At 41.8% G+C, this 25,851-nt stretch carries 19 protein-coding genes and 1 pseudogene; 15 read left to right on the forward strand and 5 right to left on the reverse strand.

What is annotated here, in order from left to right:
• The first annotated feature begins 269 nt into the window (after positions 1-269).
• Positions 270-2,798: a mannose-1-phosphate guanyltransferase gene (locus tag RMZ41_RS15950; RefSeq protein WP_322642383.1), complete on the forward strand. Its 2,529-nt coding sequence runs from the start codon at positions 270-272 to the stop codon at positions 2,796-2,798.
• 93 nt (positions 2,799-2,891) lie between these two features.
• Here the strand turns inward: RMZ41_RS15950 and RMZ41_RS15955 are convergent, their stop codons facing one another.
• Entirely contained in the window at positions 2,892-3,194 is a 303-nt protein-coding gene (locus tag RMZ41_RS15955; protein ID WP_322642384.1) for a hypothetical protein, read from the reverse strand.
• 490 nt (positions 3,195-3,684) lie between these two features.
• Here RMZ41_RS15955 and fldA point away from each other — a divergent pair, with 490 nt between their 5' ends.
• The 3 genes from fldA (at position 3,685) to RMZ41_RS15970 (ending at position 5,256) form a co-directional block, all read left to right on the forward strand.
• A complete protein-coding gene (gene fldA / locus RMZ41_RS15960; protein WP_322642385.1) occupies positions 3,685-4,197 on the forward strand; it encodes a flavodoxin FldA in 513 nt (170 codons plus the stop codon).
• A 64-nt stretch (positions 4,198-4,261) separates the two neighbouring features.
• Positions 4,262-5,014 carry an alpha/beta hydrolase gene (locus RMZ41_RS15965; RefSeq protein ID WP_322642386.1) on the forward strand — a complete coding sequence of 251 codons (753 nt, stop codon included), beginning with the start codon at positions 4,262-4,264 and terminating at the stop codon, positions 5,012-5,014.
• A 17-nt stretch (positions 5,015-5,031) separates the two neighbouring features.
• A complete protein-coding gene (locus tag RMZ41_RS15970; RefSeq protein ID WP_322642387.1) occupies positions 5,032-5,256 on the forward strand; it encodes a hypothetical protein in 225 nt (74 codons plus the stop codon).
• 61 nt (positions 5,257-5,317) lie between these two features.
• On the opposite strand, the gene RMZ41_RS15975 is transcribed toward RMZ41_RS15970, so the two are convergent.
• From RMZ41_RS15975 to RMZ41_RS15985, 3 genes are all read right to left on the reverse strand, one after another.
• Positions 5,318-5,596, reverse strand: a complete 279-nt coding sequence (locus tag RMZ41_RS15975) for a DUF2442 domain-containing protein (RefSeq protein WP_322642388.1) — start codon at positions 5,594-5,596, stop codon at positions 5,318-5,320.
• 6 nt (positions 5,597-5,602) lie between these two features.
• Positions 5,603-5,863: a DUF4160 domain-containing protein gene (locus RMZ41_RS15980; protein WP_322642389.1), complete on the reverse strand. Its 261-nt coding sequence runs from the start codon at positions 5,861-5,863 to the stop codon at positions 5,603-5,605.
• 142 nt (positions 5,864-6,005) lie between these two features.
• Positions 6,006-7,319: an ABC transporter ATP-binding protein gene (locus tag RMZ41_RS15985; RefSeq protein ID WP_322642390.1), complete on the reverse strand. Its 1,314-nt coding sequence runs from the start codon at positions 7,317-7,319 to the stop codon at positions 6,006-6,008.
• Positions 7,320-7,552: 233 nt separating this feature from the next.
• Between RMZ41_RS15985 and RMZ41_RS15990 the strand changes: the two genes are divergently transcribed.
• The 5 genes from RMZ41_RS15990 to RMZ41_RS16010 all read left to right on the forward strand — a co-directional run bounded on the left by RMZ41_RS15990 (position 7,553) and on the right by RMZ41_RS16010 (position 12,901).
• Positions 7,553-8,809 (forward strand): FAD-dependent oxidoreductase, encoded by a 1,257-nt coding sequence (locus RMZ41_RS15990; RefSeq protein WP_322642391.1) that lies wholly within the window; start codon positions 7,553-7,555, stop codon positions 8,807-8,809.
• Positions 8,810-9,084: 275 nt separating this feature from the next.
• Positions 9,085-9,762 (forward strand): single-stranded DNA-binding protein, encoded by a 678-nt coding sequence (locus RMZ41_RS15995; protein WP_322642392.1) that lies wholly within the window; start codon positions 9,085-9,087, stop codon positions 9,760-9,762.
• A 265-nt stretch (positions 9,763-10,027) separates the two neighbouring features.
• Positions 10,028-10,303, forward strand: coding sequence for a hypothetical protein (locus RMZ41_RS16000; RefSeq protein ID WP_322642393.1), 276 nt, complete (start codon positions 10,028-10,030; stop codon positions 10,301-10,303).
• Positions 10,304-10,373: 70 nt separating this feature from the next.
• Positions 10,374-10,766, forward strand: a complete 393-nt coding sequence (locus RMZ41_RS16005) for an HNH endonuclease (protein ID WP_409875417.1) — start codon at positions 10,374-10,376, stop codon at positions 10,764-10,766.
• Between the two features lie 248 nt (positions 10,767-11,014).
• Complete coding sequence (locus tag RMZ41_RS16010; RefSeq protein ID WP_322642395.1) at positions 11,015-12,901, forward strand: ABC transporter ATP-binding protein; 1,887 nt, start codon at positions 11,015-11,017, stop codon at positions 12,899-12,901.
• On the opposite strand, the gene RMZ41_RS16015 is transcribed toward RMZ41_RS16010, so the two are convergent.
• Positions 12,896-13,045: a hypothetical protein gene (locus tag RMZ41_RS16015; protein WP_322642396.1), complete on the reverse strand. Its 150-nt coding sequence runs from the start codon at positions 13,043-13,045 to the stop codon at positions 12,896-12,898. The two genes, RMZ41_RS16010 and RMZ41_RS16015, sit on opposite strands and share 6 nt — an antisense overlap.
• A gap of 366 nt (positions 13,046-13,411) precedes the next feature.
• Here RMZ41_RS16015 and metH point away from each other — a divergent pair, with 366 nt between their 5' ends.
• From metH to RMZ41_RS16045, 6 genes and pseudogenes are all read left to right on the forward strand, one after another.
• Positions 13,412-16,939 carry a methionine synthase gene (gene metH / locus RMZ41_RS16020; RefSeq protein WP_322640848.1) on the forward strand — a complete coding sequence of 1,176 codons (3,528 nt, stop codon included), beginning with the start codon at positions 13,412-13,414 and terminating at the stop codon, positions 16,937-16,939.
• A gap of 350 nt (positions 16,940-17,289) precedes the next feature.
• Positions 17,290-17,658, forward strand: a pseudogene (locus RMZ41_RS16025) (endonuclease domain-containing protein).
• 677 nt (positions 17,659-18,335) lie between these two features.
• Positions 18,336-23,081: a hormogonium polysaccharide biosynthesis protein HpsA gene (gene hpsA / locus RMZ41_RS16030; RefSeq protein ID WP_322640849.1), complete on the forward strand. Its 4,746-nt coding sequence runs from the start codon at positions 18,336-18,338 to the stop codon at positions 23,079-23,081.
• Between the two features lie 27 nt (positions 23,082-23,108).
• Positions 23,109-23,864: a hormogonium polysaccharide secretion pseudopilin HpsB gene (gene hpsB / locus RMZ41_RS16035; RefSeq protein WP_322640850.1), complete on the forward strand. Its 756-nt coding sequence runs from the start codon at positions 23,109-23,111 to the stop codon at positions 23,862-23,864.
• A gap of 46 nt (positions 23,865-23,910) precedes the next feature.
• Entirely contained in the window at positions 23,911-24,951 is a 1,041-nt protein-coding gene (gene hpsC / locus RMZ41_RS16040) for a hormogonium polysaccharide secretion pseudopilin HpsC (protein ID WP_322640920.1), read from the forward strand.
• Positions 24,952-24,976: 25 nt separating this feature from the next.
• Positions 24,977-25,693, forward strand: coding sequence for a type II secretion system protein (locus RMZ41_RS16045; RefSeq protein ID WP_322640851.1), 717 nt, complete (start codon positions 24,977-24,979; stop codon positions 25,691-25,693).
• The last annotated feature ends 158 nt before the right edge of the window (positions 25,694-25,851 follow it).

Raw genomic sequence — 25,851 nt, forward strand, 5'->3', positions numbered from 1 at the left:
CATAGAGGATTTACGATTAAAAAACATCCCATTGTAGGGGCGGACAGATGTGCCGTCCCTACTCTGTATCATGAGTCTGTTTCGATCAGATGCCCAATACCCCATACTTCGGCTACGCTCAGTACAAGTGACCAATCCCTAATGCCCCAAGCCAGATGCATCTTATGGAAGTTCCTCAAATATCGATATCCATAGGAGACTAGAGATAGAAGAAAATTTATCTGATAGGTTTTCAAACAGCGAGGGCTGTAATTAATTAAGGAGTATTTATGCGTGCAGTACTGATGGCAGGGGGTTCGGGAACGCGGCTTCGCCCTTTAACTTGCGATGTACCCAAACCGATGGTACCCATCCTCAATCGACCAATTGCCGAACATATTATCAATCTCCTCAAAAGACATCGAATTACAGAAGTTATTGCGACGTTGCATTATTTACCTGATGTCTTGCGAGACTATTTTCAAGATGGCAGCGATTTTGGGGTTCAGATGACTTATGCTGTCGAAGAAGATCAGCCTTTGGGTACAGCAGGCTGTGTGAAAAATATTGCTGAACTTCTTGATGAAACTTTTTTAGTCATTAGTGGCGATAGCATAACAGATTTTGACCTCACGGCGGCGATCGCATTTCATAAACAAAATAAGTCAAAAGCTACTTTGATTTTGACTAGAGTTCCCAACCCGATTGAATTTGGAGTGGTGATTACCGATGAGGAAAGGCGAATTAGACGATTTTTAGAAAAACCCTCTAGTAGTGAAATTTTTTCCGATACCGTCAATACTGGTACTTACATTCTCGAACCAGAAATTTTAGAATATCTGCCAGCAAATATTGAATGCGACTTTTCCAAAGACCTATTCCCCTTACTGTTAGCGAAAGATGAGCCAATGTATGGTTACATTGCTCAAGGTTATTGGTGCGATGTTGGTCACTTAGATGCTTATCGGGAAGCTCAGTATGATGCCTTAGATCGAAAGGTAAATCTCAATTATGCTTATAAAGAAGTTTCTCATGAGTTATGGGTAGGTCAAAATACTTACATTGATCAAACGGCTATGATTGAAACCCCAGCAGTGATTGGTGACAATTGCCGCATCGGGGCCAGAGTCCAGATTGAAGCCGGAACTGTAATTGGCGATAATGTAACTATTGGTGCTGATGCCAATCTCAAACGTCCCATAGTCTGGAATGGGGCATTTATTGGCGACGAAGCGGCTCTTTCTGCCTGCGTAATTTCCCGTGGCGCTCGTGTAGATCGTCGCGCTCAAGTATTAGAAGCGGCTGTTGTGGGTTCGCTTTCTACGGTGGGAGAAGAAGCTCAAATTAGTCCAGGCGTGCGCGTTTGGCCCAGTAAAAAGATTGAGTCAGGGGCAGTTTTAAACATTAACTTGATTTGGGGAAACACCGCTCAACGAAATTTATTTGGACAACGCGGTGTCCAAGGATTAGCGAATATCGACATCACCCCAGAATTCGCTGTGAAATTGGGATCTGCTTACGGTTCTACCTTAAAACCTGGTTCTAAGGTAACGGTTTCTCGTGACCAGCGTAATATCTCTCGGATGGTGACGCGATCGCTCATTGCTGGTTTAATGTCAGTGGGTATTGATATTCAAAACCTCGATGCTACAGCTATCCCCATTGCCCGCACGGTTATACCCACAATGTCGGTAGTTGGTGGTATCCATGTGCGGGTACACCCCGATCGTCCTGATTACATTCTGATTGAATTCATGGATGTTAAGGGTATTAATATCACCAAAGCTTTAGAAAAGAAAATCGAAGGCGCTTACTTTAAGGAGGATATGCGGCGAGCGCTAATTCATGAAATTGGTGATGTATCTTATCCTAGCCAAGTAATGGATCGCTACTGCACTGCTTTTGAGAAACTTTTGCATGTTCATACACTCCGCAACAGTCGGGCAAAAGTGGTGATTGACTATGTTTATGCAGTATCAGGGGCAGTTTTACCCCAAATGTTAGATAAATTTGGTGCTGATGCAGTGGTATTGAATGCCAGTGTCAATAAAACGGCGATGTCAATCACCGATCGCGAAGGACTGCTGACTCAGTTAGGTCATGTAGTGGAAGCATTGAAAGCTAACTTTGGTGTGCAAGTATCAGCTAATGGAGAACAGCTAATTTTAGTTGATGAATCAGGCTACCCAATTCGTGGGGAAACTTTAACAGCACTGATGGTAGACATGATTTTGACGGCTAACCCCAGAGGAACGGTAGTAGTTCCAGTTCATGCCTCTAGTGCGATTGAACAAGTTGCCCGTCGTCATGATGGTAGGGTGATTCGCACCAAAGCCAACCCTACAGCTTTAATGGAAGCTTGTCAAAAAAATCCGAATGTGGTTCTGGGAGGTAGTGGAGAAACTGGTTTTATTTTCCCGCAACTGCATCCGGGATTTGATTCCATGTTCTGCATTGCGAAGATCATTGAGATGTTGACTATACAGGAACGATCGCTCGCTGCTGCGCGATCGGAATTGCCCCGTGTAATTCACAAAACTTATACAGTCCGTTGTCCGTGGACAGCCAAGGGTGCTTTGATGCGTTATTTAGTAGAAACTCACCCAGCCCAAAATCTAGAACTCATTGATGGAGTGAAAATTTGCCAACCTTATGATGACAGTTGGCTATTAGTTTTACCGGATGCTAGCGAACCACTGGTGCATTTGTATGCAAATAGCAACGATCGCGAATGGGTAGATGAGACTGTAAGAAATTACCGCACCCGTGTTCAAACTTTTGTAGAAAGACAACAAGAATATCAACCCACCGAAGTGTAATTCGTAATTCGTAATTCGTAATTCGTAATTGAATTCTTTAATTACGAACTACGAATTAGCAATTACGAATTATGTTGAGGGGGTTCAAAATTATCATTGAGAACATTCTGGCAAACTTCTCTCAGCGTAATTGCAATCAAAATAAATTAAAGCGTCTCTACTAGAGGTGAATGATCTAGTTGTGGAGTATGCGTCACTGTCTGCACTTGCTTCAGATGACCAAACTTTCAAATAGTAATGACCACTATCATCAGTAGACCATAATTCGTAACGGTAATTACCTCCTGAACCCTGGCTAGTTAAATAGTCAGCTAATGCTTGATTTGATGCAGACAACAAGCTAAATACACTTAAAACAGGTATTACAACTAGTTTTAGTATTTGAGTTAACTTCATAAATGCACACAAAATCTACTCTCTCTAGCTTTCTTCTAAGATGTATCTTTTGTAACCTGCAAATACTTGGAATATTGTATGAGGATATCGTAAGGCACTTACAAAAACTTCTCTTCTAGCCCAATACGCTTGGGTTAAGGGCTATTGGTCAAAAATTTTGGTTTTCGAGAAGCGATAAATCGCCGTCTCTACAAGTGTTTTGGTCTTATCTGAACTGTATTGTCTTCTAGCCCACTTATTCTTGGGTTTGAATGAATCGCCCCCTGCCTTTGCGGTTTTTTCTTGAAATCCTTTACAAAATTTTACTTAAGCTAAATAGTAAATATTCTCAATTAATCTGGTAGTATATTTTCAAGCTTATTGATATAGATATTCATTAAGCTATGAATATCTATATCAATAAGACGAATAGGATATTGGCGATACCTTCTCTACGAGAGGCTACGCCAACGGTGAGGTTCGCTAACGCAAGTATATATCAGGTGAAAATATGTCAAAAAAAATCGGTCTGTTTTACGGTACTCAAACTGGCAACACTGAATCTGATGCGGAAAAAATTCGGGATGAGTTTGGTGGTGATGTTGTAACATTGCATCCTATTTACGAAGCAGATACCAGCACTTTTGATGATTATGAATTGCTAATTATTGGCTCTCCTACTTGGGATATAGGTCAACTTCAGAGCGATTGGGAAAGCTTTTATTCCGATTTGGATGAAATAGATTTTAGTGGTAAGTTAGTTGCCTATTTTGGTGATGGAGATCAATATGGCTATGCCGATAATTTTCAGGATGCAATGGGAATTCTAGAAGAAAAAATTTCCCAGCGCGGCGGTAAAACAGTTGGCTACTGGCCAACTGAGGGTTATGACTTTGAGAATTCTAGAGCTTTGAAAAATGGCAAGTTTGTTGGATTAGCACTTGATGAAGGTAGCCAATCCGATCTCACAGACGAGCGAATTAAAACTTGGGTTGCTCAGTTGAAGACAGAATTTGGTTTGTAGAGATTAGAGGCGCACATCTGTGCGTCCCTATTAAAATTAGTAATTTAGAAGTTATGGGTTATTTATGTCTGATTCATTTGATGTTCTGTGGTTAAATGCTAGTCCTATTTTGAAGCGTTTTGATAAACCATTACTTGATTATTTATCTGGGTATATGAGAATCGCCCAGTGGGAATACCAGCAAACCAAAGATGAAGCCAGTTCCATAGATCAAGCTGTGGAGTTGCTGTATGATTTTTTAAAATGGCGCGATCGCCCGGTGCATTTAGCAGGACATGGGATGAGTGGTGCGATCGCCTTAAGCTTTGCGCGGCGATTTCCGCAAAAAGTGCGATCGCTTACCCTGCTGGGTGTAGCTGCTCAACCAGCAAACAATTGGCAAGCTCACTATTACTTTCAACGACAACTTTTTAATATCAGCCGTGAGCTAGTTTTAGCAACTACCGTTCGCAGTCTATTTGGAAATCAACCACCTCATACCACTAAAAAGTTAGTAGCCGCCTTAGATAAAGATTTAGAACAATCTCCCTCGTCACACTCTTTATTTAAGTTGGTTTATTTACCCAAGGGTGGAGTTTCTATGCCAATGATGGTATGTGGTAGCAAGACTGATCCGGTAGTCAACTCAACTGTATTGCATGACTGGTTGAATTGGTTGAAGCCAGAAGATAAGCTCTGGAAATGCCCAGAAGGATATCATTTTTTTCACTACTTTTATCCTCAACAGGTTGGTGAAGAGATTTTGAGTTTTTGGCAACACCACCATCCGCATCTAGTAGAAGCATCTGCACTATCTTTTAGCAGTTCTACAAATTAGTAAGATACAGGAGTGCGATGTCTAACGAGTTCCCTCCCCAATACATACAGGAAGAGCTAGGGTGGGGTAAAACTGACGCGAAAAACCAGGTGAGTAAGCTATTTCAGACTTGTGCTATTTCAGACTTGTGTATACACGAAGTCGTGTTGAAGTACTTGAAAGTTTGTCGCACTGCGATCGCACAGGTACGTAGACATCGCTTTTACAAATCTCCACAAACAAAGCAAACGCTTGACTTTTAAAATAGTCGCTACAACATCAGGCGATCGCACTTGACAATCAAGACAATCGCTACAATTATCCTTAAGTGAACCGTAGTGACTTATACTTAGGAATAGGCTGATTGCTAATCACTGCATAGAGAACATCTGGATCGAGGTCGGCTCCTGATCGCCATTGGATTGTGCCTAATTCGTGGTTTAATTCAACTTGATCAAAGTATTTTTGATCTTGTAAAGGTGCAAAAACACCTGTAAATTTAATCAGCTTACTAACATCAATTATTCCTTCCACTTCATCTTCAAAACGGATATATAGTTGATAATTTTCCCTTGGTTCTACTGCAATAATGTCTTTTAACATATTTTACTACTCCAATGGTAAGACGCTATTGAGGATTTGATTGTCTCTAGCTAGTTCCCAGTTTTTCATCAATTCATTTTGATGTAAGGTCGCCCATTCTAATATAAGTTTAAAAGCTCTGGAGCTAAGTTTACCTTCTAAAATTTCTAAGGTTTCAATGCTAATAATAGCTTTTTGTTGGTTGTATCTTACGTGAAAATGTGGAGGCGGATGATCGTTGTAATACATAGTGACAATCATCCCGAAAAAACGGCTAATTTCTGGCATACTTTATTCTCTCTTGATGATATATGGGAAGCCAGTGTGCGTCTACGTTCAAGGGATTCATGGTAAGTCAGGCGATGTCTACGACGGGCTACGCATACGCCACTTTGCTACTTTTGAAAATATCAACTACGCAATTGGTTTCTTAAAGAAATATCGCTAACTCAGTTTCTGGATCAAAAAAGTGAATTTTCTCAGGAGTTAGAGATAACCAAAGTTGCTCACCAGGTTGTACAAATCGGTCTGGTGGTATTCGTACTTGTAGGGAATTGCCTGTAGCGGCAGGTTTAGATCCTGGTTCGGCAATCTTAACAGCGAGAAAGGAATCGTTGCCGAGATTTTCTACCAAATCTACTTGTACTGGTAGATTTTTGGTTGCAGGCATACTCAAGTTTAAGTGTTCTGGACGAATCCCTAAAATTAAAGTTTTCCCATCATATTTTTGTAAGGCTTTTGCCCAAACCTCTGGAAGAGTGAAACGAAACTGGGAATAAGTAATCAACTGCGGGGCATGAAATTCTACAGGAATAAAATTCATCGGTGGTGAACCAATGAACTCTGCGACAAAAAGGTTGGCAGGGCGGTTGTAAAGTTCTAAGGGAGAAGCGACTTGCTGAATTTTACCCTCAGACATAATTGCAATGCGATCGCCCATTGTCATTGCTTCTGTTTGATCGTGAGTAACGTAAATTGTCGTCGTCCCCAGTTGGCGCTGTAATTTGACAATTTGGGCGCGGGTTTCCGCCCGGAGTTTGGCATCTAAGTTAGAAAGCGGCTCATCCATTAAGAATACTTGGGGGTCGCGTGCGATCGCTCTTCCCAATGCAACCCGTTGTCTTTGTCCCCCAGATAGCTCTCTGGGTAAGCGATTTAGTAATGTTTCCATTTGTAACAGTTGGGCAACACTACGCACCTGCTCATTCACCGCCCGTTCTTTGTCAGAAATGTAGCGCAGTCCTTTAGGTAACTTTCTTGTCGCCCCCACAAAAAGATTTTCCGCCCACGCCCGAAGATAAGGAGTATTTTCGCCTCTGCTCCCCTGCTCCTCTGCTCCCCTGCTTCCCCTACGGCGTAAACCAAAAGCGATATTGTCATACACCGTCATGTGGGGATAGAGGGCGTAATTTTGAAACACCATTGCGATGTCGCGTTCTTTGGGTGGTAGGTCATTGATCAAGCGATCGCCTACCCAGATATTACCGCCAGTCATTGTTTCCAAGCCAGCAATTAACCGCAGTAGGGTGCTTTTACCACAACCAGAAGGGCCCACCAGCACCATAAACTCGCCATCTGCGATCGTTAAGTTAATCCGCCGCAAGACGTTAACACTTCCCGCACGTTCTTGCGCTGCATCAGTTTTCTCCCCAGAGGTGAGAGGAGATTGGGTTTGTGAGGTAACACCTTCCCCTTTACGCGGGGAAAAACTTTTATAAACGTTTTCTAAAACAACTTGGGACACAATTAATTATTTGGGAATTGGGAATTGGGCATGGGGCATTGGGCATTGGATTTGGACAAAGGACTAATGACCCATGACCAATGACAGTTTAGCGCCCATCATAATACACGTTTTATCTAAATACGAAAAGTAAAAAAAACAGCTTGCAGCATAAAAAGCAAACTACCCTAAATTTTAGGGCTGTCAATAAATAATTACGAATTACGAATTACGAATTATTAAAAGGTGTTGTTATGACTACCGATGTACCTAAAAATCTTTCCCCAGATCCAAGCGTTAATCCTGTCCATGACATTGTAGACGTACAAACTACAGATTGCTGTATTGTGGGTGGAGGGCCAGCCGGAGCGGTTTTGGCGCTGTTGCTAGCGCGTCAAGGCATTTCGGTGATGCTGCTGGAAACACACAAAGACTTCGATCGTGACTTTCGCGGCGATACAATTCATCCATCGGTGATGGAAATTATGGAAGAATTGGGACTTAGCGATCGCCTGCTAGAACTCCCCCATGCCAAAATGCGCCAAATTAGGTTTAAAACTCCTGAAGATACTGTCACTTTGGCAGATTTTAGCCATCTGAAAACCCGCTACCCCTACATTACAATGCTTCCCCAGGTGAAATTTCTGGAGTTCATCACCCAAGAAGCCCAAAAATATCCAAATTTCCATCTGGTAATGGGTGCGAATGTACAAGAATTAATTGCCGAAAATGGCGAAATTCAAGGTGTTCGTTATCGGGGAGGCGGTGGTTGGCACGAAGTCCGGGCAATACTGACAGTGGGTGCAGACGGTCGCCACTCACGTTTGCGCCACCTGGGTGAGTTTGAGTCCATCGAAACCTCGCCGCCAATGGATATTCTTTGGTTTCGCCTACCACGTCAGCCAGAAGACCCAGAAGGGGGAATGGGGCGCTTTGGTCAAGGTAAAATCATCGCTATGCTTGACCGTGGTGATGAGTGGCAAGTTGCCGATGTCATCCCCAAGGGAGGCTATCAACAACTGCGGGCTGCGGGTTTGGAGGAATTAAAAAAATCTGTTGTGGAAGTAGTACCAGAATTTCAGCAACGCATCGAAAATTTACATGATTGGTCGCAAGTAGCTTTTCTCTCAGTCGAGTCTAGCCGCGTCAAACGCTGGTATCGTCCAGGTTTATTACTTATCGGCGATGCGGCTCATATCATGTCCCCTGTGGGTGGAGTTGGGATTAACTACGCGATTCAAGATGCTGTAGTTGCAGCAAATGTACTCAGCAAACCGCTCAAAAACCGACAAGTACAACTTAGCGATCTAGCAAAAGTACAACGTCAACGCGAGTTGCCCACACGCATCATTCAGGCGTTTCAAACTTTTATCCAAAAACGGGTATTTGCCCCGGTTCTCATATCAAATAGCAACTTTGTACCACCTGCGTTTTTGCGTTTCCCTATCTTGCGCGACCTTCCAGCCAGGTTGATTGCCTTGGGTGTTTTTCCAGTTCACGTCAAGACTTAATTTTTGCCAAGAATTTTTTCTATTTTAGGAATTGATGGTACAATTATACTACTCAATGCAGAATTGAATGCTCAATTTAGTCAAGCGAGGGTGGCGGGCGGCATACTTAATGTTTGTTGTTCAAAGCGATCGCTTGGCTTTTATGCTAGAAAGGACTAAAAACTCAGTCATTATTAAAAAATGCAAACAATTAAACATATCTAGATATTAATTGGCACTACATAGAAAAACCCCTCTTTTTGAATCAATACTTTTTGCAGTCAGGAGTAATTTTAATGAACAGCTGCGTTTTGATGGCGGAAATTATTAACGAACCGCAACTCCGCTATACAGCCGATAATTTGGGAGTTACGGAAATGTTGGTGCAGTTTCCCAATTCCATAAAACCAGAAGATCCGCCAGCTACCCTAAAAGTTGTCGGCTGGGGAAATTTAGCGACAGAAATCCAGCAAAATTACCACCAAGGCGATCGCGTCATCCTGGTAGGACGTTTAAGCATGAATACTGTTGAGCGTCAAGAAGGTTTTAAAGAAAAACGCGCTGAATTGACGGTGCAACAAATTCAACCTGTTGGAGGTAGTTTTAATACCGATCCATTACCTTCCGCAACTGCAACTCCATCATTTACTGAAACTACTCCACGACAACCATCAGCATCTCGCCCTCCACAAAAAGAAGTTAACACTTACGAGTCACCACGTCCAGCACCCACTCCGGCTGCAAATCCTGTTGGTGTTGCTTCCCAAGCGCCAAGTTACGAACCCGTACCCCAACCTACAAATTATGAGCGAACTACTTATCCAGCAGTGAAAGAGCAAGAACCAGATCCAGATGATATTCCCTTCGTGCGCTCCGTTGATTCCAGAACTGCCTCATTTGGCTTGCTTGATTTCTACGAAATCGAAAGCCAATGCCCGGAGGTAGGAATCAGTCATAACTTCAAGTTTATCTAGCTTGAGTTTGACTAACTTGTTTGCTGTATAATCACGGTGACGGGATTACTGAGTTCATCTGAAGTTGTTAGTTGAGCGTGTATTCAATTTGCTAACTAACATCACAATTAGATAATTTCTACAAATAGCCATCCTTTAGGGTGTGCTATTTTTTTGTCTACATTAACCCTTTGTTATGTTGTCGTCAGACATCGCTTACCTACTTTCTATCTTTCCATATAAGCTACAATCAAAATTACTTATCGATTAATTTCCCAGTGCTGCTATGACCATTTTTCCGCCACCAAAACTCAATAGTCTCCCAACAACACTACCCATTGAGGGCGCGGTTCGGATTGATTTGGAGGAAGGTATTCCAGTTTTTCGAGCATCTGCTACTGTTCAAAGTCGCATTGAAGAATTATTGGTGAAACAGCAAAAAACTCCACTTAGTGCAGAAGAAGAAAAAGAACTTGATTGCTACGAAGAAATTGATGACTATATAAGCTTTGTAAATCGCACAATTCGTAATTTGGCTCTTGCTCCAAATCAGCAAGCATAATAAATAACAAAATAATTTGTGTCTTCTCGTAGCAAGATTTCTGAATCTATACAAAAGCAGGTACATCAACGTGCCAAGTACCTGTGTGAATACTGTCATGCATCTGACTGAACAATGGCAATATGTGCAGTTCACCGTAGATCATATTATGCCGTTGTCATTGGGTGGAACAGATAATTTGGAAAACCTGGCGTTGGCTTGCTTTCACTGCAATCGCAGGAAAACAAATCGGCTGACAGCAACTGACCTTCAATCTGGAGAAGAAGTTTTACTGTTTAATCCGCGACAGCACATTTGGAGCGATCATTTTATCTGGTCTGTGGATGGATTGTTAATTGTTGGTTTGACACCTATTGGACGAGCAACTGTCACTGTCTTAAACTTAAATCGGGAACGGGTTATCAATATTCGTGCAGCTGATAAAGAAATTGGTCGCCATCCACCAATGGACGATCCAATTTAAAGAAAAATTGATACAAACTAGTGATAGTCAAATGTCTACGACGGGCTACACCTATGCAAGATTGTTGCGAGCATACCATAAGCCGATCGCAATTTGCAGGAATCACAGGCAGTTCTATATTGCAGATATATATTGTGGAAGTATGTGAACAACTGCCAAAAAGTGTAAAAATCAAATTTACTCACATATATATCAAAACTATTGTTAAAATCCAAATAATTTTAAGTTAAGATTCTTACCTAACTCCTATGAGAGAAACTGTCCTAGAGGTTCGCAATTTACAAGTTGAATTTCCCGGTGATGGCAATATTGTCAAAGCTTTGGATGGTATTTCCTTTGGGCTGCATCGAGGTGAAACTCTAGGAATAGTAGGAGAATCGGGGAGTGGTAAATCGGTGACAGCCCTAGCTGTGATGGGTTTGTTGCAAACTCCCGGTATAGTTTCTGGCGGTGAAATCTGGTTTCGTCCACAGGAGAATGGCAATGCAATCGATTTGGTAAAATTGCCTCCTGAGCAAATGCAGTTACATCGGGGTGGCGACATCGCCATGATTTTTCAAGAACCGATGAGTTCGCTTAATCCGGTTTATAACATTGGGTTTCAGCTAACAGAAGCGATTATGCGGCATCAAAATGTGTCAGCAGCCCAATCACGACAAATTGCGATCGCAGGTCTACAAGAGGTAAAGCTTCTACCTAGCGATGAGGAAATACAACAGCAGTATATCCAAACTTGGCATCAAACCAACGCCAATTCACCAAAACCAGAACCATCAAAGTTGGCACAGTTGGTTAAAGAACACAAAGAAGCCATGCTGGAACGCTACCCTCATGAACTTTCTGGGGGACAGTTGCAACGGGTAATGATTGCAATGGCAATTTCTTGTAATCCATTAATTTTAATTGCCGATGAACCAACCACAGCCTTGGATGTGACGGTGCAAGCGACAATTTTGGACTTGTTGCGAGAATTGCAGCAAAGCCGTGATATGGCAATGATTTTTATCACCCACGATTTGGGGCTAATTTCGGAAATTGCCGATCAAGTAGCGGTGATGTATAAAGGCAAAGTTGTCGAATCTGCTACTTCTGGGCAAATTTTCAGCACACCCCAGCATCCATATACTAAAGGTTTAATAGCTTGTCGCCCCACACTTAACCGCCGTCCTCAAAAATTACTCACCGTTTCTGACTACATGAGTGCAGAGGAGACAGCAACGGGACAAGTAATAATTCAGGCGAAGGAACCTGCACAGCCCATAGATGTCACCACCGAAGAGATTGCGACAAGATTGGCAAATTTCAATGAAAAAGAACCTCTGCTGCAAATCCGTAATTTGAAAGTTGGTTTTCCAGTGCGCGGGGTGTTTGGTGGGACAAAACGCTACAACATGGCGGTGAATGACGTTTCCTTTGATGTCAAACCAGGGGAAACAGTAGGTTTGGTAGGAGAATCTGGTTGCGGTAAAACCACCCTTGGCAGAACTTTGCTGCGATTAATTGAGCCGATGAGTGGTCAGATTATCTTTGAGAAACAAGATATTACTAGCCTCAAAGGAGAACCGTTGCAAAAACTGCGGCGGGAAATGCAAATAGTCTTCCAAAATCCTTTTAGTTCTCTCGACCCACGGATGAAGATTGGGGATGCGGTGGTGGAACCGTTGTTAATTCACTCCGTTGGGAAGACAAAACAACAACGACGACAACGAGTAACCGAACTCTTAGAACGGGTGGGGTTGAGTGCAGATGCAATTAACCGCTATCCTCATCAGTTTTCTGGCGGTCAACGCCAACGGATTTGCATAGCCCGTTCTCTGGCGTTAAATCCTAAGTTTATCATCTGCGATGAATCAGTTTCAGCGCTGGATGTTTCAGTACAGGCGCAGGTATTAAATCTTCTCAAAGAGTTACAGTCAGATTTTCAGCTGACTTATATCTTTATTTCTCACGATTTAAGTGTAGTGAAATTTATGAGCGATCGCATTTTAGTCATGAATCGCGGTCAAATTGTGGAAGAAGGCACAGCTGAAAGCATTTACCAAGAACCCAAAGAGGAATACACCCAAAAATTAATTGCTGCGATTCCTACCGGTAGCGCTGAACGGGTGCGAAGTCGTCATCTGAAGGCTTTATAAGCACGTCTCTTGCGGGGCAAAACCCACCTCTGTGTGAGGCGTTGTACTGTTGAAAATGCGATCGCCCCATCCGATACTAAAGAATGCGATCCCTTCAATCAAAAAGCAGATGATATTATCCCAGTTGACTGTATGATACAGCACTTCCTACTGCTATGAGGTACAGATACTTGGAATGCTATTAGTCAAGCTAGTAATTAAAAGTTTGTAGTAAGCACTTTAGTGCTTAAAAAATAAGGACTGAAGTCCTTACTACGAACTTTCTTACCCATCAATTTAAACTTGACAGACTATTAACACAGACAAACTCAAAATTTTCCTTCTTTCTATAAAACAACCTCTATACGAACTAGCTCACTATACAGTGATATTATAGACACGTAAGTAATTTCAGTACGGCATCAAAATTTTTTCATTACATACTGCCGAAACTCCCAAAATTTTGGAAAATAATAAAGTAAGTCGAGTATCACAAGACTCACTTGATACCCTCATTTATTCTAGGAAAATATGACTCATTCTTTCCTTGAACGCTTGCGTAGTCCAGATAGCCCAGTCCTCGTCTTCGACGGGGCGATGGGAACAAACTTACAAACTCAAAACCTGACTGCTGAAGACTTCGGCGGCCCACAGTATGAAGGTTGTAACGAATACTTAGTCCACACGAAACCAGAAGCTGTCGCTAAGGTTCACCGTGACTTTCTCGCTGCTGGTGCAGATGTGATTGAAACCGATACCTTTGGTAGTACGTCCCTGGTGCTGGCAGAATATGACTTAGCAGACCAAGCTTATTACCTCAGCAAGACAGCCGCAGAATTAGCGAAGCGTGTGGCTGCGGAATTTTCCACGCCAGAAAAACCCCGGTTTGTGGCAGGTTCCATCGGCCCCACAACCAAACTCCCCACCTTGGGACATATTGACTTTGACACCATGAAAGCGACTTTTGCCGAACAAGCAGAGGCGCTGTGGGATGGTGGTGTCGATTTATTTTTGGTGGAAACCTGCCAAGATGTGCTGCAAATTAAAGCGGCGCTGAATGCCATTGAAGAAGTGTTTGCCAAAAAAGGCGATCGCAGACCGTTGATGGTGTCTGTGACAATGGAAAGCATGGGCACAATGTTGGTTGGTTCCGAAATCAGCGCTGTGCTGACAATTTTGGAACCTTACCCAATAGATATTCTCGGTTTAAACTGTGCCACAGGCCCAGACTTGATGAAACCACATATCAAGTATCTGTCAGAACATTCACCTTTCATCGTTTCCTGTATTCCTAACGCGGGTTTACCTGAGAACGTCGGCGGTCAAGCGCACTACCGACTGACACCGTTGGAATTACGGATGTCGCTGATGCATTTTGTTGAAGATTTGGGTGTCCAAGTGATCGGGGGTTGCTGTGGGACGCGTCCAGAACACATTCAACAATTGGCAGAAGTCGCTAAAGGTCTGAAGCCAAAAGTTAGACAACCTAGCTTAGAACCCGCAGCAGCATCAATTTACACCACTCAGCCTTACGATCAAGATAATTCCTTCTTGATTGTTGGCGAACGTCTCAACGCCAGTGGTTCCAAAAAGTGCCGCGATTTGCTAAATGCCGAAGATTGGGATGGACTCGTTTCAATGGCGAGGGCGCAAGTCAAAGAAGGCGCACACATCCTTGATGTCAACGTCGATTATGTGGGACGTGACGGCGTGCGGGATATGCACGAATTAGTTTCGCGCATTGTTAATAATGTGACATTGCCGTTAATGCTTGACTCCACCGAATGGGAAAAGATGGAGGCGGGTTTAAAGGTTGCCGGTGGTAAGTGTTTGCTGAATTCCACCAACTACGAAGATGGAGAACCGCGCTTTTTGAAGGTGCTGGATTTAGCGAAAAAATACGGTGCAGGTGTAGTCATTGGTACTATCGATGAAGATGGGATGGCGCGGACAGCAGACAAAAAGTTTGCGATCGCCCAACGCGCATACCGCCAAGCTGTAGAATACGGTATACCATCCACAGAAATATTCTTTGATACCCTAGCGTTACCTATTTCCACTGGGATTGAAGAAGACCGAGAAAACGGTAAAGCGACTATTGAAGCGATTCGGCGGATTCGTGAAGAATTGCCTGGATGTCATGTAATTTTGGGTGTTTCCAATATTTCCTTTGGTTTAACTCCAGCAGCGCGGATGGTGCTGAACTCGGTGTTTTTGCACGAAGCGACAACGGCGGGAATGGATGCAGCCATTGTCAGTGCTAACAAAATTTTACCGTTATCGAAGATTGACACCCGTCATCAAGAAATCTGTCGCCAGTTGATTTATGATCAGCGGAAATTTGAGGGTGATGTTTGCGTTTACGATCCCTTGGGAGAGCTTACCACAGCCTTTGCCGGGGTGACAACTAAGCGCGATCGCTCCTTAGATGAAAGTCTTCCTATCCCAGAACGTCTCAAACGCCACATCATCGACGGCGAACGCATTGGCTTAGAAGAACATCTGAAAAAAGCCTTAGAAGAATATCCCCCCTTAGAAATTATCAACACCTTCCTGCTAGATGGCATGAAAGTTGTTGGGGAATTATTCGGTTCTGGACAAATGCAATTACCTTTCGTTTTGCAATCTGCGGAAACCATGAAAGCGGCGGTAGCGTTTCTAGAACCGTTTATGGAAAAATCAGAATCAGGCAACAACGCCAAAGGAACCTTTATCATTGCCACAGTCAAAGGCGATGTCCACGACATTGGTAAAAACTTGGTGGATATCATTTTGTCCAACAACGGCTACAAGGTGATTAACCTGGGAATTAAACAACCAGTAGAAAACATCATCAACGCTTACGAACAGCACAAACCTGATTGTATTGCCATGAGTGGTTTGCTGGTAAAATCCACCGCCTTCATGAAAGAAAACTTGGAGGTATTCAACGAAAAGGGAATTAGTGTCCCCGTAATTTTAGGTGGTGCAGCGCTGACTCCCAAATTTGTGTATGAAGATTGCCAAAATACCTACAAAGGTAAAGTCGTTTATGGCAAAGATGCCTTTTCTGACTTGCACTTCATGGATAAATTAATGCCAGCAAAAGCTGCTGGAAACTGGGAAGATTTGCAAGGATTTTTGAATCAAGTCGAAACTGTTGAAGTTTCAACGAATGGTCACAAAGAACCAAAAGTTACAACTGCTGAAGAAACATCTGCTGAACCAAAAGAAGTGGATACGCGGCGTTCCGAAGCAGTAGCGATAGATATTGAACGCCCGACACCGCCTTTCTGGGGAACGAAGTTATTGCAGCCTAGTGATATTCCCATAGAGGAAATATTTTGGCACTTGGATTTACAAGCTTTAGTTGCCGGACAGTGGCAATTCCGCAAACCAAAGGAACAATCTAAGGAAGAATATCAGGCTTTCTTAGCGGAGAAAGTCTACCCAATTTTAGAAACTTGGAAACAGCGAATTATTGAAGAGAATCTGTTGCATCCCCAAGTGATTTACGGGTATTTCCCTTGTCAAGCCGAGGGGAATTCTCTACATATATATGACTCAGAGAACCAATCACAACAGATTGCAACTTTCGAGTTTCCCAGACAGAAGTCTTTAAGGCGGCTATGCATAGCAGATTTCTTTGCACCAAAGGAATCGGGAATTATTGATGTATTCCCCATGCAAGCGGTGACTGTAGGGGAAATTGCCACAGAGTTTGCCCAAAAGCTGTTTGCTGCCAATCAATACACCGATTATCTGTATTTCCACGGTATGGCAGTGCAAGTAGCGGAAGCTGTAGCTGAGTGGACACACGCCAGAATCCGCCGAGAGTTAGGTTTTACTGCTGAGGAACCCGACAATATTCGGGATATATTAGCACAACGCTATCGTGGCTCACGGTATAGCTTTGGGTATCCAGCTTGTCCAAATATTCAAGACCAATACAAGCAACTGGAGTTATTGCAGACTGACAGGATTAACTTATATATGGATGAAAGTGAACAACTTTATCCAGAACAATCTACCACTGCAATTATTACTTACCACCCAGTAGCCAAATACTTTAGCGCTTAGTTTATTTCTCCTCTCCTTAATCAGCTACGATGTACACACAAGTTATCCAATTCCCAAAAGTCCTCAAAACCTCACCCTGTCTTATCTCTAACCCCTCTCCTTAGTAAGGAGAGGGACAGGTTTTGCATCGCAAAACCAGGATGAGGTATCTCAGGGACTATGAGACTTAACCGTAAATGGCCTCACAAAAGACTTGTGTGTATACCGTAGCCCTAATCAGAAAAATGGTATCCAAAGAGCGGTTATTATATTGTGGGCAATGCAAGGTTGAATAAACATTTACAGTTATCACTTGACCTCACCCTAACCCTCTCCTTATAAAGGAGAGGGGAATGGAATTAGAAATAGAAATGACTAAACTTTATAACAAAAATAGTGAGATAGAAAAAAGGCGACAATTACGCCAAAATATAACAAAAGCCGAGAAGCTTATTTGGGATAAAATAAGAGATAGGCAGCTTGAAAACTGCCAATTTCACAGACAATAGAGTGTAGATAAGTTTGTTATAGATTTTTATATTTCTGAATTCAAGATAGCTAGAGAAATTGATGGCGAAAGCCATTTCCAAGAAGGTTCTGCTGAATAGGATAAAGCAAGACAAGAATTTATTGAATCAGCAGGAATTAAGTTTCTTAGATTTACGAATAATCATGTATATGCTAATTTGCCTGGCGTACTTGAAAGTATTGCTCAAAATATACGAAATTTAAAAGCATAGTAGTTGAACCCGATCCCCGGCCCCTCTCCTTAATCAAGCTACCATATACACACAAGTTATCCAATTCCCAAAAATCCTTAAAACCTCACCCTATACTATCTTCAATCCCTCTCCTTAGTAAGGAGAGGGACAGGTTTTGCATCGCAAAACCAGGGTGAGGTATCTCAGAGGCTATGCGATAAATCTTAAATTGCGTCACCAAAGACTTGTGTATACACCGTAGATTAAGGAAAAGCGAGTATTTGCATTAGCAAACATGGCGATAGGTTTTGACAGCATTGATCAAAGTGAAAACCACTATATCTGATTATTTTGTACCCAACTGATATCTTTTATTTAACAGTTGGGTATTATAAGCTTGCTCCCTTAATAACATCTTCATAAATTTGCCTTTAGATAAAATATATTTCCGCAAATTCACCGTGAAGTTATGTTCTTAATGCTCGCTTGACTTAAATTAAATAATTCTAAAAAAATCAGTATTTACCGGATAAGATGAACAACTCATAAATGATATAACTTTACTAAATTGTATTCTGTTGTAGCTACTTTATTTAAAACTTAGTCAAACACAATGCAGTAATTAAATAAATATAGCCTCAGCTTATGCTTATAAAAATAAATACTTTATAGGCATATTAGAAAATGTCTAAAAACCATTTTACAGGTAAGCAGCTATGTCTCAAAAACGTCAGCTAGGCAAGTCAATTCAAAAAACCTTCAGGCAAATTGGCAAAAAGTTTTTATCTGCAATTAACAAGCAAATTATTTGGCTACTACGAACTTTTTTTGGCAATCGAAGAAGACACAACTCGGCGAATGCTGGCTTTATTTTACCAACAGTGGCAATGGTAACTTTAGTCGTTGTGTTGTTAACAACTGCAATTTTGTTTCGCTCTTTTGAACGTTCAAAAAATGCTAATAATGTTCGAGTAAATGAGGCTGTACTTAACGCTGCTACCCCAGGTATCGATCGTGCTAGAGCTAAATTAAATAAGCTATTTCAAGACGGACGACTACCACGAGCTACACCTACAGATGATGCTTTGTACTCTACTTTAACAAGCAATGTAAAAGAATATACATTCGGTGATGAAACTCAACTGAAGCTAACTCAAGGTTCAAACGAACTCAAAACAGCATGGATGTACCCCGTTGATACCGACAATAACGGCAAATTTGATAGCTACACCCTTTATGGCATTTACTTTAAAAATCCTCCTATTACTAATGGTGCATACACCCGTGCCAGAAATTCACTAGAGGCAAGAACTCTACCTATGACTGCTGGTACCATAAATGGAGATTGTGGAGATACTTTAGGTACGAGTGCCACTTTGGTAGGTAATACTGGCTGGTTTAAATTGGGCAATAAATTGAAAAAAGCCTTTTTTGTTTACACAGCAACTGTTCCGATTACCAGTCAACAAACAGGAAGTTATGAGCAGAAAAAAGGCAATAAAGGATTTTCTGCTATTGAGTATCAGCAAGAACGTATTCAACTACCACTAGTAAATAACGCTGTTGTTTATGAAGATGATATAGAAATTACTCCAGGCCCCACATTAAGATTGAATGGACGCATTTTTACTAACAGTAACCTCCTGACTGGAGGAGGAAGTGTCACAGTATATCAAGTTAGTAGTAAAGCATCCTGTTTTTACGAAGCTGACAATGCCAAAATTGTGGCTGGTGGAAATTTAGGGGCTGGTAGATTCGTTGCTACAGATGATGCCAGCAGTGCCACTAAAGTACATTTATACCAAGGCAACACCACAGATCCGACTGAAGTCTCATTTGCAAAATCAGTAACCGCAGTACCAAAAGATATAGCCTATAACAGTCTAGCTTATGTGCAGCGTATTAATCGCTTAGTTAATGCTCAAATGAGCAACCTTGCAACAACTGATCCACAAGAAGTAAAAGACGGAATTACTGCTGAAAAGACTCAGCAAGGTTTAGCAAGTTATACTACCGACGAAGATGCACGAATTCGCAGGCAACAGTTAGAGACTTACTTTAAAAAGCGCACTCGCCGCATACCTTATTCTGAAGTGGCTTTTGGTGGTGATGCTTTAGGTACTTATGCTACAACTACTCCATTACAAGGCAGTGGTGATGAGCTACGTGCAATAGATGCTTGGATCTATCCCACAGACCCCACAGATGGTAAAACTGCTACCAATTATGCGAAATTGACACTAAATGCAAATGGTAGTACTAAGCTTATACCTGGTGCAACTGAACCTACTAAACTAGCCAAAGAGTTGCAAGGAAAAGAGCAATATTTAGGTGATAGGGCTTTAGTTGGTAACAATCTACCTGAAATTTGGTGGGATACCACTAACAGCAAGTTTGTTGGCCCAAATCCCCAAGACACCCAAAATATCCAAAATATTATCTGGGATTCAGGAGATGGAACTCGCACCCGCAGTACTGGTGTAGAGACTCTAGCTAATTTGGGTTCTATAGATCGCAATCAAGACTGGGAACAAGCAGCTGCTCAAGTACCCACTAGCGCTCAAGATCCTGTAGGTGGCTTGCGAGTTGTCACAGGTGCTGGCATTTATCTGCCTCGTGGTTACACTACTACGGGACTTCCTTCAATTATTAGCGTTATAGATGCTTCTGGCAATGTAGTTAAGAATGCTCTTAACATTGCAATTACTATGGTAATTGACTTGAACTTTCTCATTGCTAAAGCTGCCACTGTCAAGATTTGGTCTGATATGATGCCAGTCGCTTCTAGCAATGCAACACTAGCAAGTATCACAAGTCAACCTGATAGTTCAAGTTTCCCTGTGCCCCAGATAGCAACAGACTTAGATAAAATATACAAGCCTTATTTACGGATGCGGGCTACGGCAGTTTATCACTACAAGGGTGCTAGCTACAGTGCGAGTAATCCCACACCAATAGCTTGCGTTAGTAGCTACTACGATCCTACTGACAAAGATAAATCTAGGAACAAAACGGGTCTAGCTGATGTATCTCCCCCCTCTCAATTTCCTAGCAGTGACAGGTCTGGTACTATTACAGGAAATTCCAACAACGGTATCGTCTATGGCCCACCAACTAAATCTGTTTCTGATTATCAGAATGTACTGAATTATCAAGCAGACTTAATATATGAAAATGGACGTTCAATAGACGATCTACTACTCAAAACAGCTTTAGCAAAAACAGCAGCAAATCGTACTCTTTCTGAGCAGTCAACTATTGATGCTGCAATTTGTGCCTTACAAATTCTAGACGGTACTATTACACGTAGTACTACTCTTATTCCTGATGGTGCAATTATGGAAGCTACCTTGCTAGATGCAAGGCAGATTAAGGCAATTCAAACAGATAATTCAGCAACCACAGGTATTTTAGAAACTTTCACCAATGCTGATAATGGTGCAAGCCCAGGGACAAATTACGATCTTCCTACAAAAGACAGACAACCTTTAGAAGTTCGCGTCACTGTGTTAGATATTGATCGGCTACGACAACAACAGATTGGTACAGGAACAGCTTCAGCACCGCAAGAATACCTAATACCCAATAGCGGTATTGTTTACGCAACTCGTGATGATGCCCTGCCAGATTTAAGTGCGCCGAAACCGACAACTGGCACAGATGTACAAAAACAAGAAAATCAGAAAGCAGAAAGTGTTGTGGACTATAAGGTTGACCCAACTCGCCGTCCTAATGGCATTATGCTAATCAACGGCTCTAAACTCTGGCGCACACAGACCTATAGAGATGCAGAAAAAGGCTTAATTTTAGCTAGCAATTTGCCAATGTACGTTAGAGGCGACTTTAATCTTCATAAAAACTCTACTGGCAAACAAGAAGAGTTCACAAACCTATTAGATGATGATTGGGGTGACTTCTACAGTCGTTCCACAACAGAACGCAATGTAAATTTTGCGTGCCGTTCAGGTGATCCAAGGCTACCGAACTGTGCAACAGGCGACGAATGGCGACCTGCTGCTCTGTTGGCAGATTCTATTAGCTTACTTTCTAATAACTTTAGAGAGGGTTTCCGCAATGAAGGAAACTATGACTCTAATGATAACTTGGGGAACCGCGCAACAGGATTCAATTCTTATGTAACCGATTGGTATTCGCAGTTTAATGCTACTAAAAAATGGTTTTATGATATTGGCGATCCTGGCGTTACAGCTACTACAAGTGCCAAGTATTACTTACCCAAAGATTTTGTAGGCTCTGACTTTGATCCTTCAGATCAGTCAGATATCACAAAAGCAAAAACTTATCAGGGTAGTTCTTACCTCAACAACTTTGTCACACCTGTTCAGCTAGTAACAAGAACTAGGGAGTTTGCAACAGAAGTTTGCATAGCAGCCGATCCTGCTAATTGTAGTGACAATACAAACTGGGCAATAGCAACTGGAGGTAATTGTGGTGGATTAACTTCAAGCAAGACTGCTGGGAATTCTAATGGCATTCTCGGTCAACCATTAAATTCAATCAAAACGGGTACAGTTGCGTCACCACCTGAGTGTACTGGAACTACAAATCTACCAGCAAGGATTGCTTTTCAACGTAATGCTGATGGTACTTTAGTGTTGGTCAACGGCAAACCTGTTGTTTATGGGTTTATCAAAGAGAGTGGTACTGCCAAGTTACGGTTGTTTCCTTACGACACTTGGAGTACTTATAAACCAGGTTATCCAGAAGACAATAGCGGTAGTAGTTCTAATCCCTTTCCGATTCCCTGGTTTAAAACACAAGATGCTGCAACTGGAGCAGAATCATTTAACCCTGATAATCCACCATTATTAAGCAGTCAGTCTGGACAAGGAACGCTAGTTCAAAAACCAGTTTTGCAAATTGATTTGCCTTTTGGTATGACTAGTGGCAGCACAGATACCGCCAGTATTAACGTAGGAAGACACAATTTTTGGTTGCAAATAGCTACAGAAACTACGTTCAATTTAATTGCTGCAACTGGAGATACCCCGGCTCGTCCTACAGAAGATAATGGTGGTCTACATAATTTTGTGCGCTTCTTAGAAAACTGGAACCCACAGTCAAGTTCTAGTAATGCTACTAAAGCTAGGATTAGCGGTGCTTTCATGCAGATTAAAAGGAGTGCTTATGCAGATGCACCATTAATGGCAGTATTATCCGAACAATATAAAATTGCCAACAACACTGGTACTATTCCCTTTTATCTGGCTCCTACACGGCAATGGGGTTACGATGTAGCACTTCTATCTCAATCGCCTGATTTATTTGCCCAAAAATTGGTAACAATACCAAATGATTTACCAGATGAGTTCTTCCGGGAAGTTGGTAGAGATGACACCTGGGTGAAAACTTTGTTGTGTGCTAAAAAACCTGATGCTAGCGATCCTACTAGTTTTACTACTGCTGCAATTGATGCAGATCAAAGTGGTACTTGCCCCTAAGAAAATTTCAGAAGTTGGTGATTAGCAATGATTAAGCGCAAACAACAAATCCCCTCTTCCGGGGAGTCTGGTTTTACGATTATTGAGTCGCTAGTAGCAATAGTGATAGTTGCTATTTTACTAACAGCGATCGCACCTGTAATAGTTATCTCAACAGCTACACGCGTTCAATCTCGACGAGTGGAACTGGCAACCCAAGTGGCAAAAACATTCATTGATGGCATTAGAACTGGAGCTATTACAGCCCCAAGTACAGCCGCCCTTACACTTGCTGCTCCTACATCAGCTGCACCCAGACGTATTTCAGATATAGCAGGTACACCAGCTATACCAGCTACAGGAAGTACACCAGCTGTAGCTGCTGTAGCTGCTATAACAGGCAGACCACAAGACTATTTAATTACCAGTACAAATATGCCTGCTCCTACATCATCAACTAAAGCTACTTTATATTGCTTTAATAACGGTAGCATTGTTAATCCAGACTGTAGTAGCAATACTGGTAATTCATTTTATATTCAAGCTGGTCGGATTGTCCAAACTACTGGGGTAAACGATGGCTACCGTATGGGAATTCGGATCTATCGGGGAGATGTTGACTTTAGCAAAACGTTAAAAGCCAGCACAGATACCACTAAGAATACACAAAAAAGTTTCACTGGTGGATTGGGCGATCGGCAAGCACCATTAATTGAAATGACAACCGATATTGGCAACAGTACCACTACATTTCAGGCTTTATGTCAACGACTGGGTACCGCAACAAATCAAACTTGCCAATAAAAACTGATCGCTGTGCATCTATTAGCAAAGAGAATACCGCACTATGATGAGGACACTAAAATTTCTGCTCAGTAAACAGCTAAAGCGCTCCAAGAGCATTCAGCAAGTTGATGGTTTTACCTTAATTGAATTGTTGGTAGGCTTGATCCTGTCCTTCTTGATCATCACGCCATTGCTAGGCTTCATGATCAATATTTTGGACACCGACCGAAAAGAACAAGCTAAGGCAAATTCTGAGCAAGAAACTCAAGCAGCACTAGATTACATTGCGCGTGATTTGCAGCAGGCCATCTATATTTATGATGCGACTGGAATTGGTTGCCTAACTGGTACTGCTGATACTACTACTTGCCCAAATGCAAGTACAACTGGGAATCAACTACCTAGCCCAACTGCAACAGATAGAGTTCCTGTTCTTGTTTTTTGGAAACGAGAATTAGTTAATCAAGCAATTACAATTACAGGTACTCAAAAAGATGATACTTTTGTTTACTCATTAGTTGCCTACTATTTAATTAAAGACACTAGTACAACTTGGTCTAAAGCCGCTCGTATCGCTCGATGGCAAATTAGAGATGGTGTAGCAGACCCCAGCAGTACACAAACTTGTGGTAAGTATGTAACCGGTCAGTGTCCCAGTCCAGGTTTTGCTTTATTTAAGCTTGATGGAATAGGGACAATAACACAAAAAATGAATACTTGGAGAAAAGCTACAGCAGATTACACTGCCGATGCCACAGTCCTTGTTGACTTTATCGATCAAACCAAACCTGAAGATGTATCAACAGATATGGCATCCAAAATAGCAACAACGTGCCCCGCTAATTCTACTACACCTCTTGTCACATGGTCAAAAGTACCACCAAGTACAGCAACTTTTAGTACTCTTGATACGTATAAAATGACTAGTTTTTATGCCTGTGTCGATCTAGTTAACACAACAGCACAAGTCTTTATACGAGGCAATGCACTTGCTCGCATCGAAACCGATTCAAATAAAATCAAAAATGATAGTGATAGCAAAAAAAATTATTTTCCGACTGCAAGCATACGAGTACAAGGACGCGGATACTTGTATACCAAGTAAATGCTGAAGTTCAAAGGATTACTTAATGGTAGCCATTATGGAAAAGTTAAGTTTGAAGTTATTTAACCCAAACAGTAGAAATGAAACCAGTAAACAGCAATGTCTAATTCACAGGCTGCGCTATGCTTCTGGATACACACAACCAGATTGTGGCTTTAGCTTAATAGAAGTGGTTGTAGTGGTGCTAATGATCGGAATTTTATCAGCGATCGCAGCTCCTAATTGGGTTGCCTTTACAAATCGACAGAAGCTGAATAAGGCTAACGATGCCGTTTTAGCTGCACTGCAAGAAGCACAGCGCCAAGCTAAAAACAAAAAACTTAGTTACAGTGTCAGTTTCCAAAAAAATAGCACAACCCAAAATGTAGAAGTTGCTGTTTATCGTACCGATATTGGGATCAACACATGGAAACTTTTAGGGGCAGATGTAGGAACCAATTCTGATAAATTTTTACTGGGCGGAAATCTTAGTGGCGAAAACATTGCCAATACTACTAATAATTCTCCTGTATCTTATCCTTTAAGTGCATCAGCAAAAATTACCTTTGACTATATGGGAGCTTTGACTCTGCCAAACAACTTTGGAACAGTGTCAGCAGGTACAGAGCCACCTGGATTAAAAATAGTGGTAGCTATACCAAACCCTTCAAATCCTACATCGGCTAGTAGCGTAAAGCGATGCGTCATTGTGAAAACTATTTTAGGCTCAATGCTTACAGCAAAAGACAATAATTGTAATTAAGTACTTTATGTAGCAATATTTGTTCAACAACAGGCAATAATACTATACATAAAACTGCACGTTGATAGCAAAATTGAGACATCATGTGCAATTTTTATTTTTGATCGATTTATTTAAGAGTCGCAGATAAATTAGCCATTGGCTGAACATATAAAAAG

The organism is Nostoc sp. DedVER02, assembly GCF_034530675.2.
Classification (GTDB): Bacteria; Cyanobacteriota; Cyanobacteriia; order Cyanobacteriales; family Nostocaceae; genus Nostoc.

What these genes read in the sequence shown, in the direction of transcription:
- RMZ41_RS16045 (WP_322640851.1), top strand. Translation starts at nt 24,977, where the DNA reads ATGGTAGCCATTATGGAAAAGTTAAGTTTGAAGTTATTTAACCCAAAC.
- RMZ41_RS16000 (WP_322642393.1), top strand. Translation starts at nt 10,028, where the DNA reads ATGACCATTTTTCCGCCACCAAAACTCAATAGTCTCCCAACAACACTA.
- RMZ41_RS15980 (WP_322642389.1), bottom strand. Translation starts at nt 5,863, where the DNA reads ATGCCAGAAATTAGCCGTTTTTTCGGGATGATTGTCACTATGTATTAC.
- RMZ41_RS15970 (WP_322642387.1), top strand. Translation starts at nt 5,032, where the DNA reads ATGTCTAACGAGTTCCCTCCCCAATACATACAGGAAGAGCTAGGGTGG.
- RMZ41_RS15965 (WP_322642386.1), top strand. Translation starts at nt 4,262, where the DNA reads ATGTCTGATTCATTTGATGTTCTGTGGTTAAATGCTAGTCCTATTTTG.
- RMZ41_RS15990 (WP_322642391.1), top strand. Translation starts at nt 7,553, where the DNA reads ATGACTACCGATGTACCTAAAAATCTTTCCCCAGATCCAAGCGTTAAT.
- hpsA (WP_322640849.1), top strand. Translation starts at nt 18,336, where the DNA reads ATGTCTCAAAAACGTCAGCTAGGCAAGTCAATTCAAAAAACCTTCAGG.
- metH (WP_322640848.1), top strand. Translation starts at nt 13,412, where the DNA reads ATGACTCATTCTTTCCTTGAACGCTTGCGTAGTCCAGATAGCCCAGTC.
- RMZ41_RS15950 (WP_322642383.1), top strand. Translation starts at nt 270, where the DNA reads ATGCGTGCAGTACTGATGGCAGGGGGTTCGGGAACGCGGCTTCGCCCT.
- RMZ41_RS15955 (WP_322642384.1), bottom strand. Translation starts at nt 3,194, where the DNA reads ATGAAGTTAACTCAAATACTAAAACTAGTTGTAATACCTGTTTTAAGT.
- RMZ41_RS15995 (WP_322642392.1), top strand. Translation starts at nt 9,085, where the DNA reads ATGAACAGCTGCGTTTTGATGGCGGAAATTATTAACGAACCGCAACTC.
- RMZ41_RS16010 (WP_322642395.1), top strand. Translation starts at nt 11,015, where the DNA reads ATGAGAGAAACTGTCCTAGAGGTTCGCAATTTACAAGTTGAATTTCCC.
- hpsB (WP_322640850.1), top strand. Translation starts at nt 23,109, where the DNA reads ATGATTAAGCGCAAACAACAAATCCCCTCTTCCGGGGAGTCTGGTTTT.
- RMZ41_RS15975 (WP_322642388.1), bottom strand. Translation starts at nt 5,596, where the DNA reads ATGTTAAAAGACATTATTGCAGTAGAACCAAGGGAAAATTATCAACTA.
- fldA (WP_322642385.1), top strand. Translation starts at nt 3,685, where the DNA reads ATGTCAAAAAAAATCGGTCTGTTTTACGGTACTCAAACTGGCAACACT.
- hpsC (WP_322640920.1), top strand. Translation starts at nt 23,911, where the DNA reads ATGAGGACACTAAAATTTCTGCTCAGTAAACAGCTAAAGCGCTCCAAG.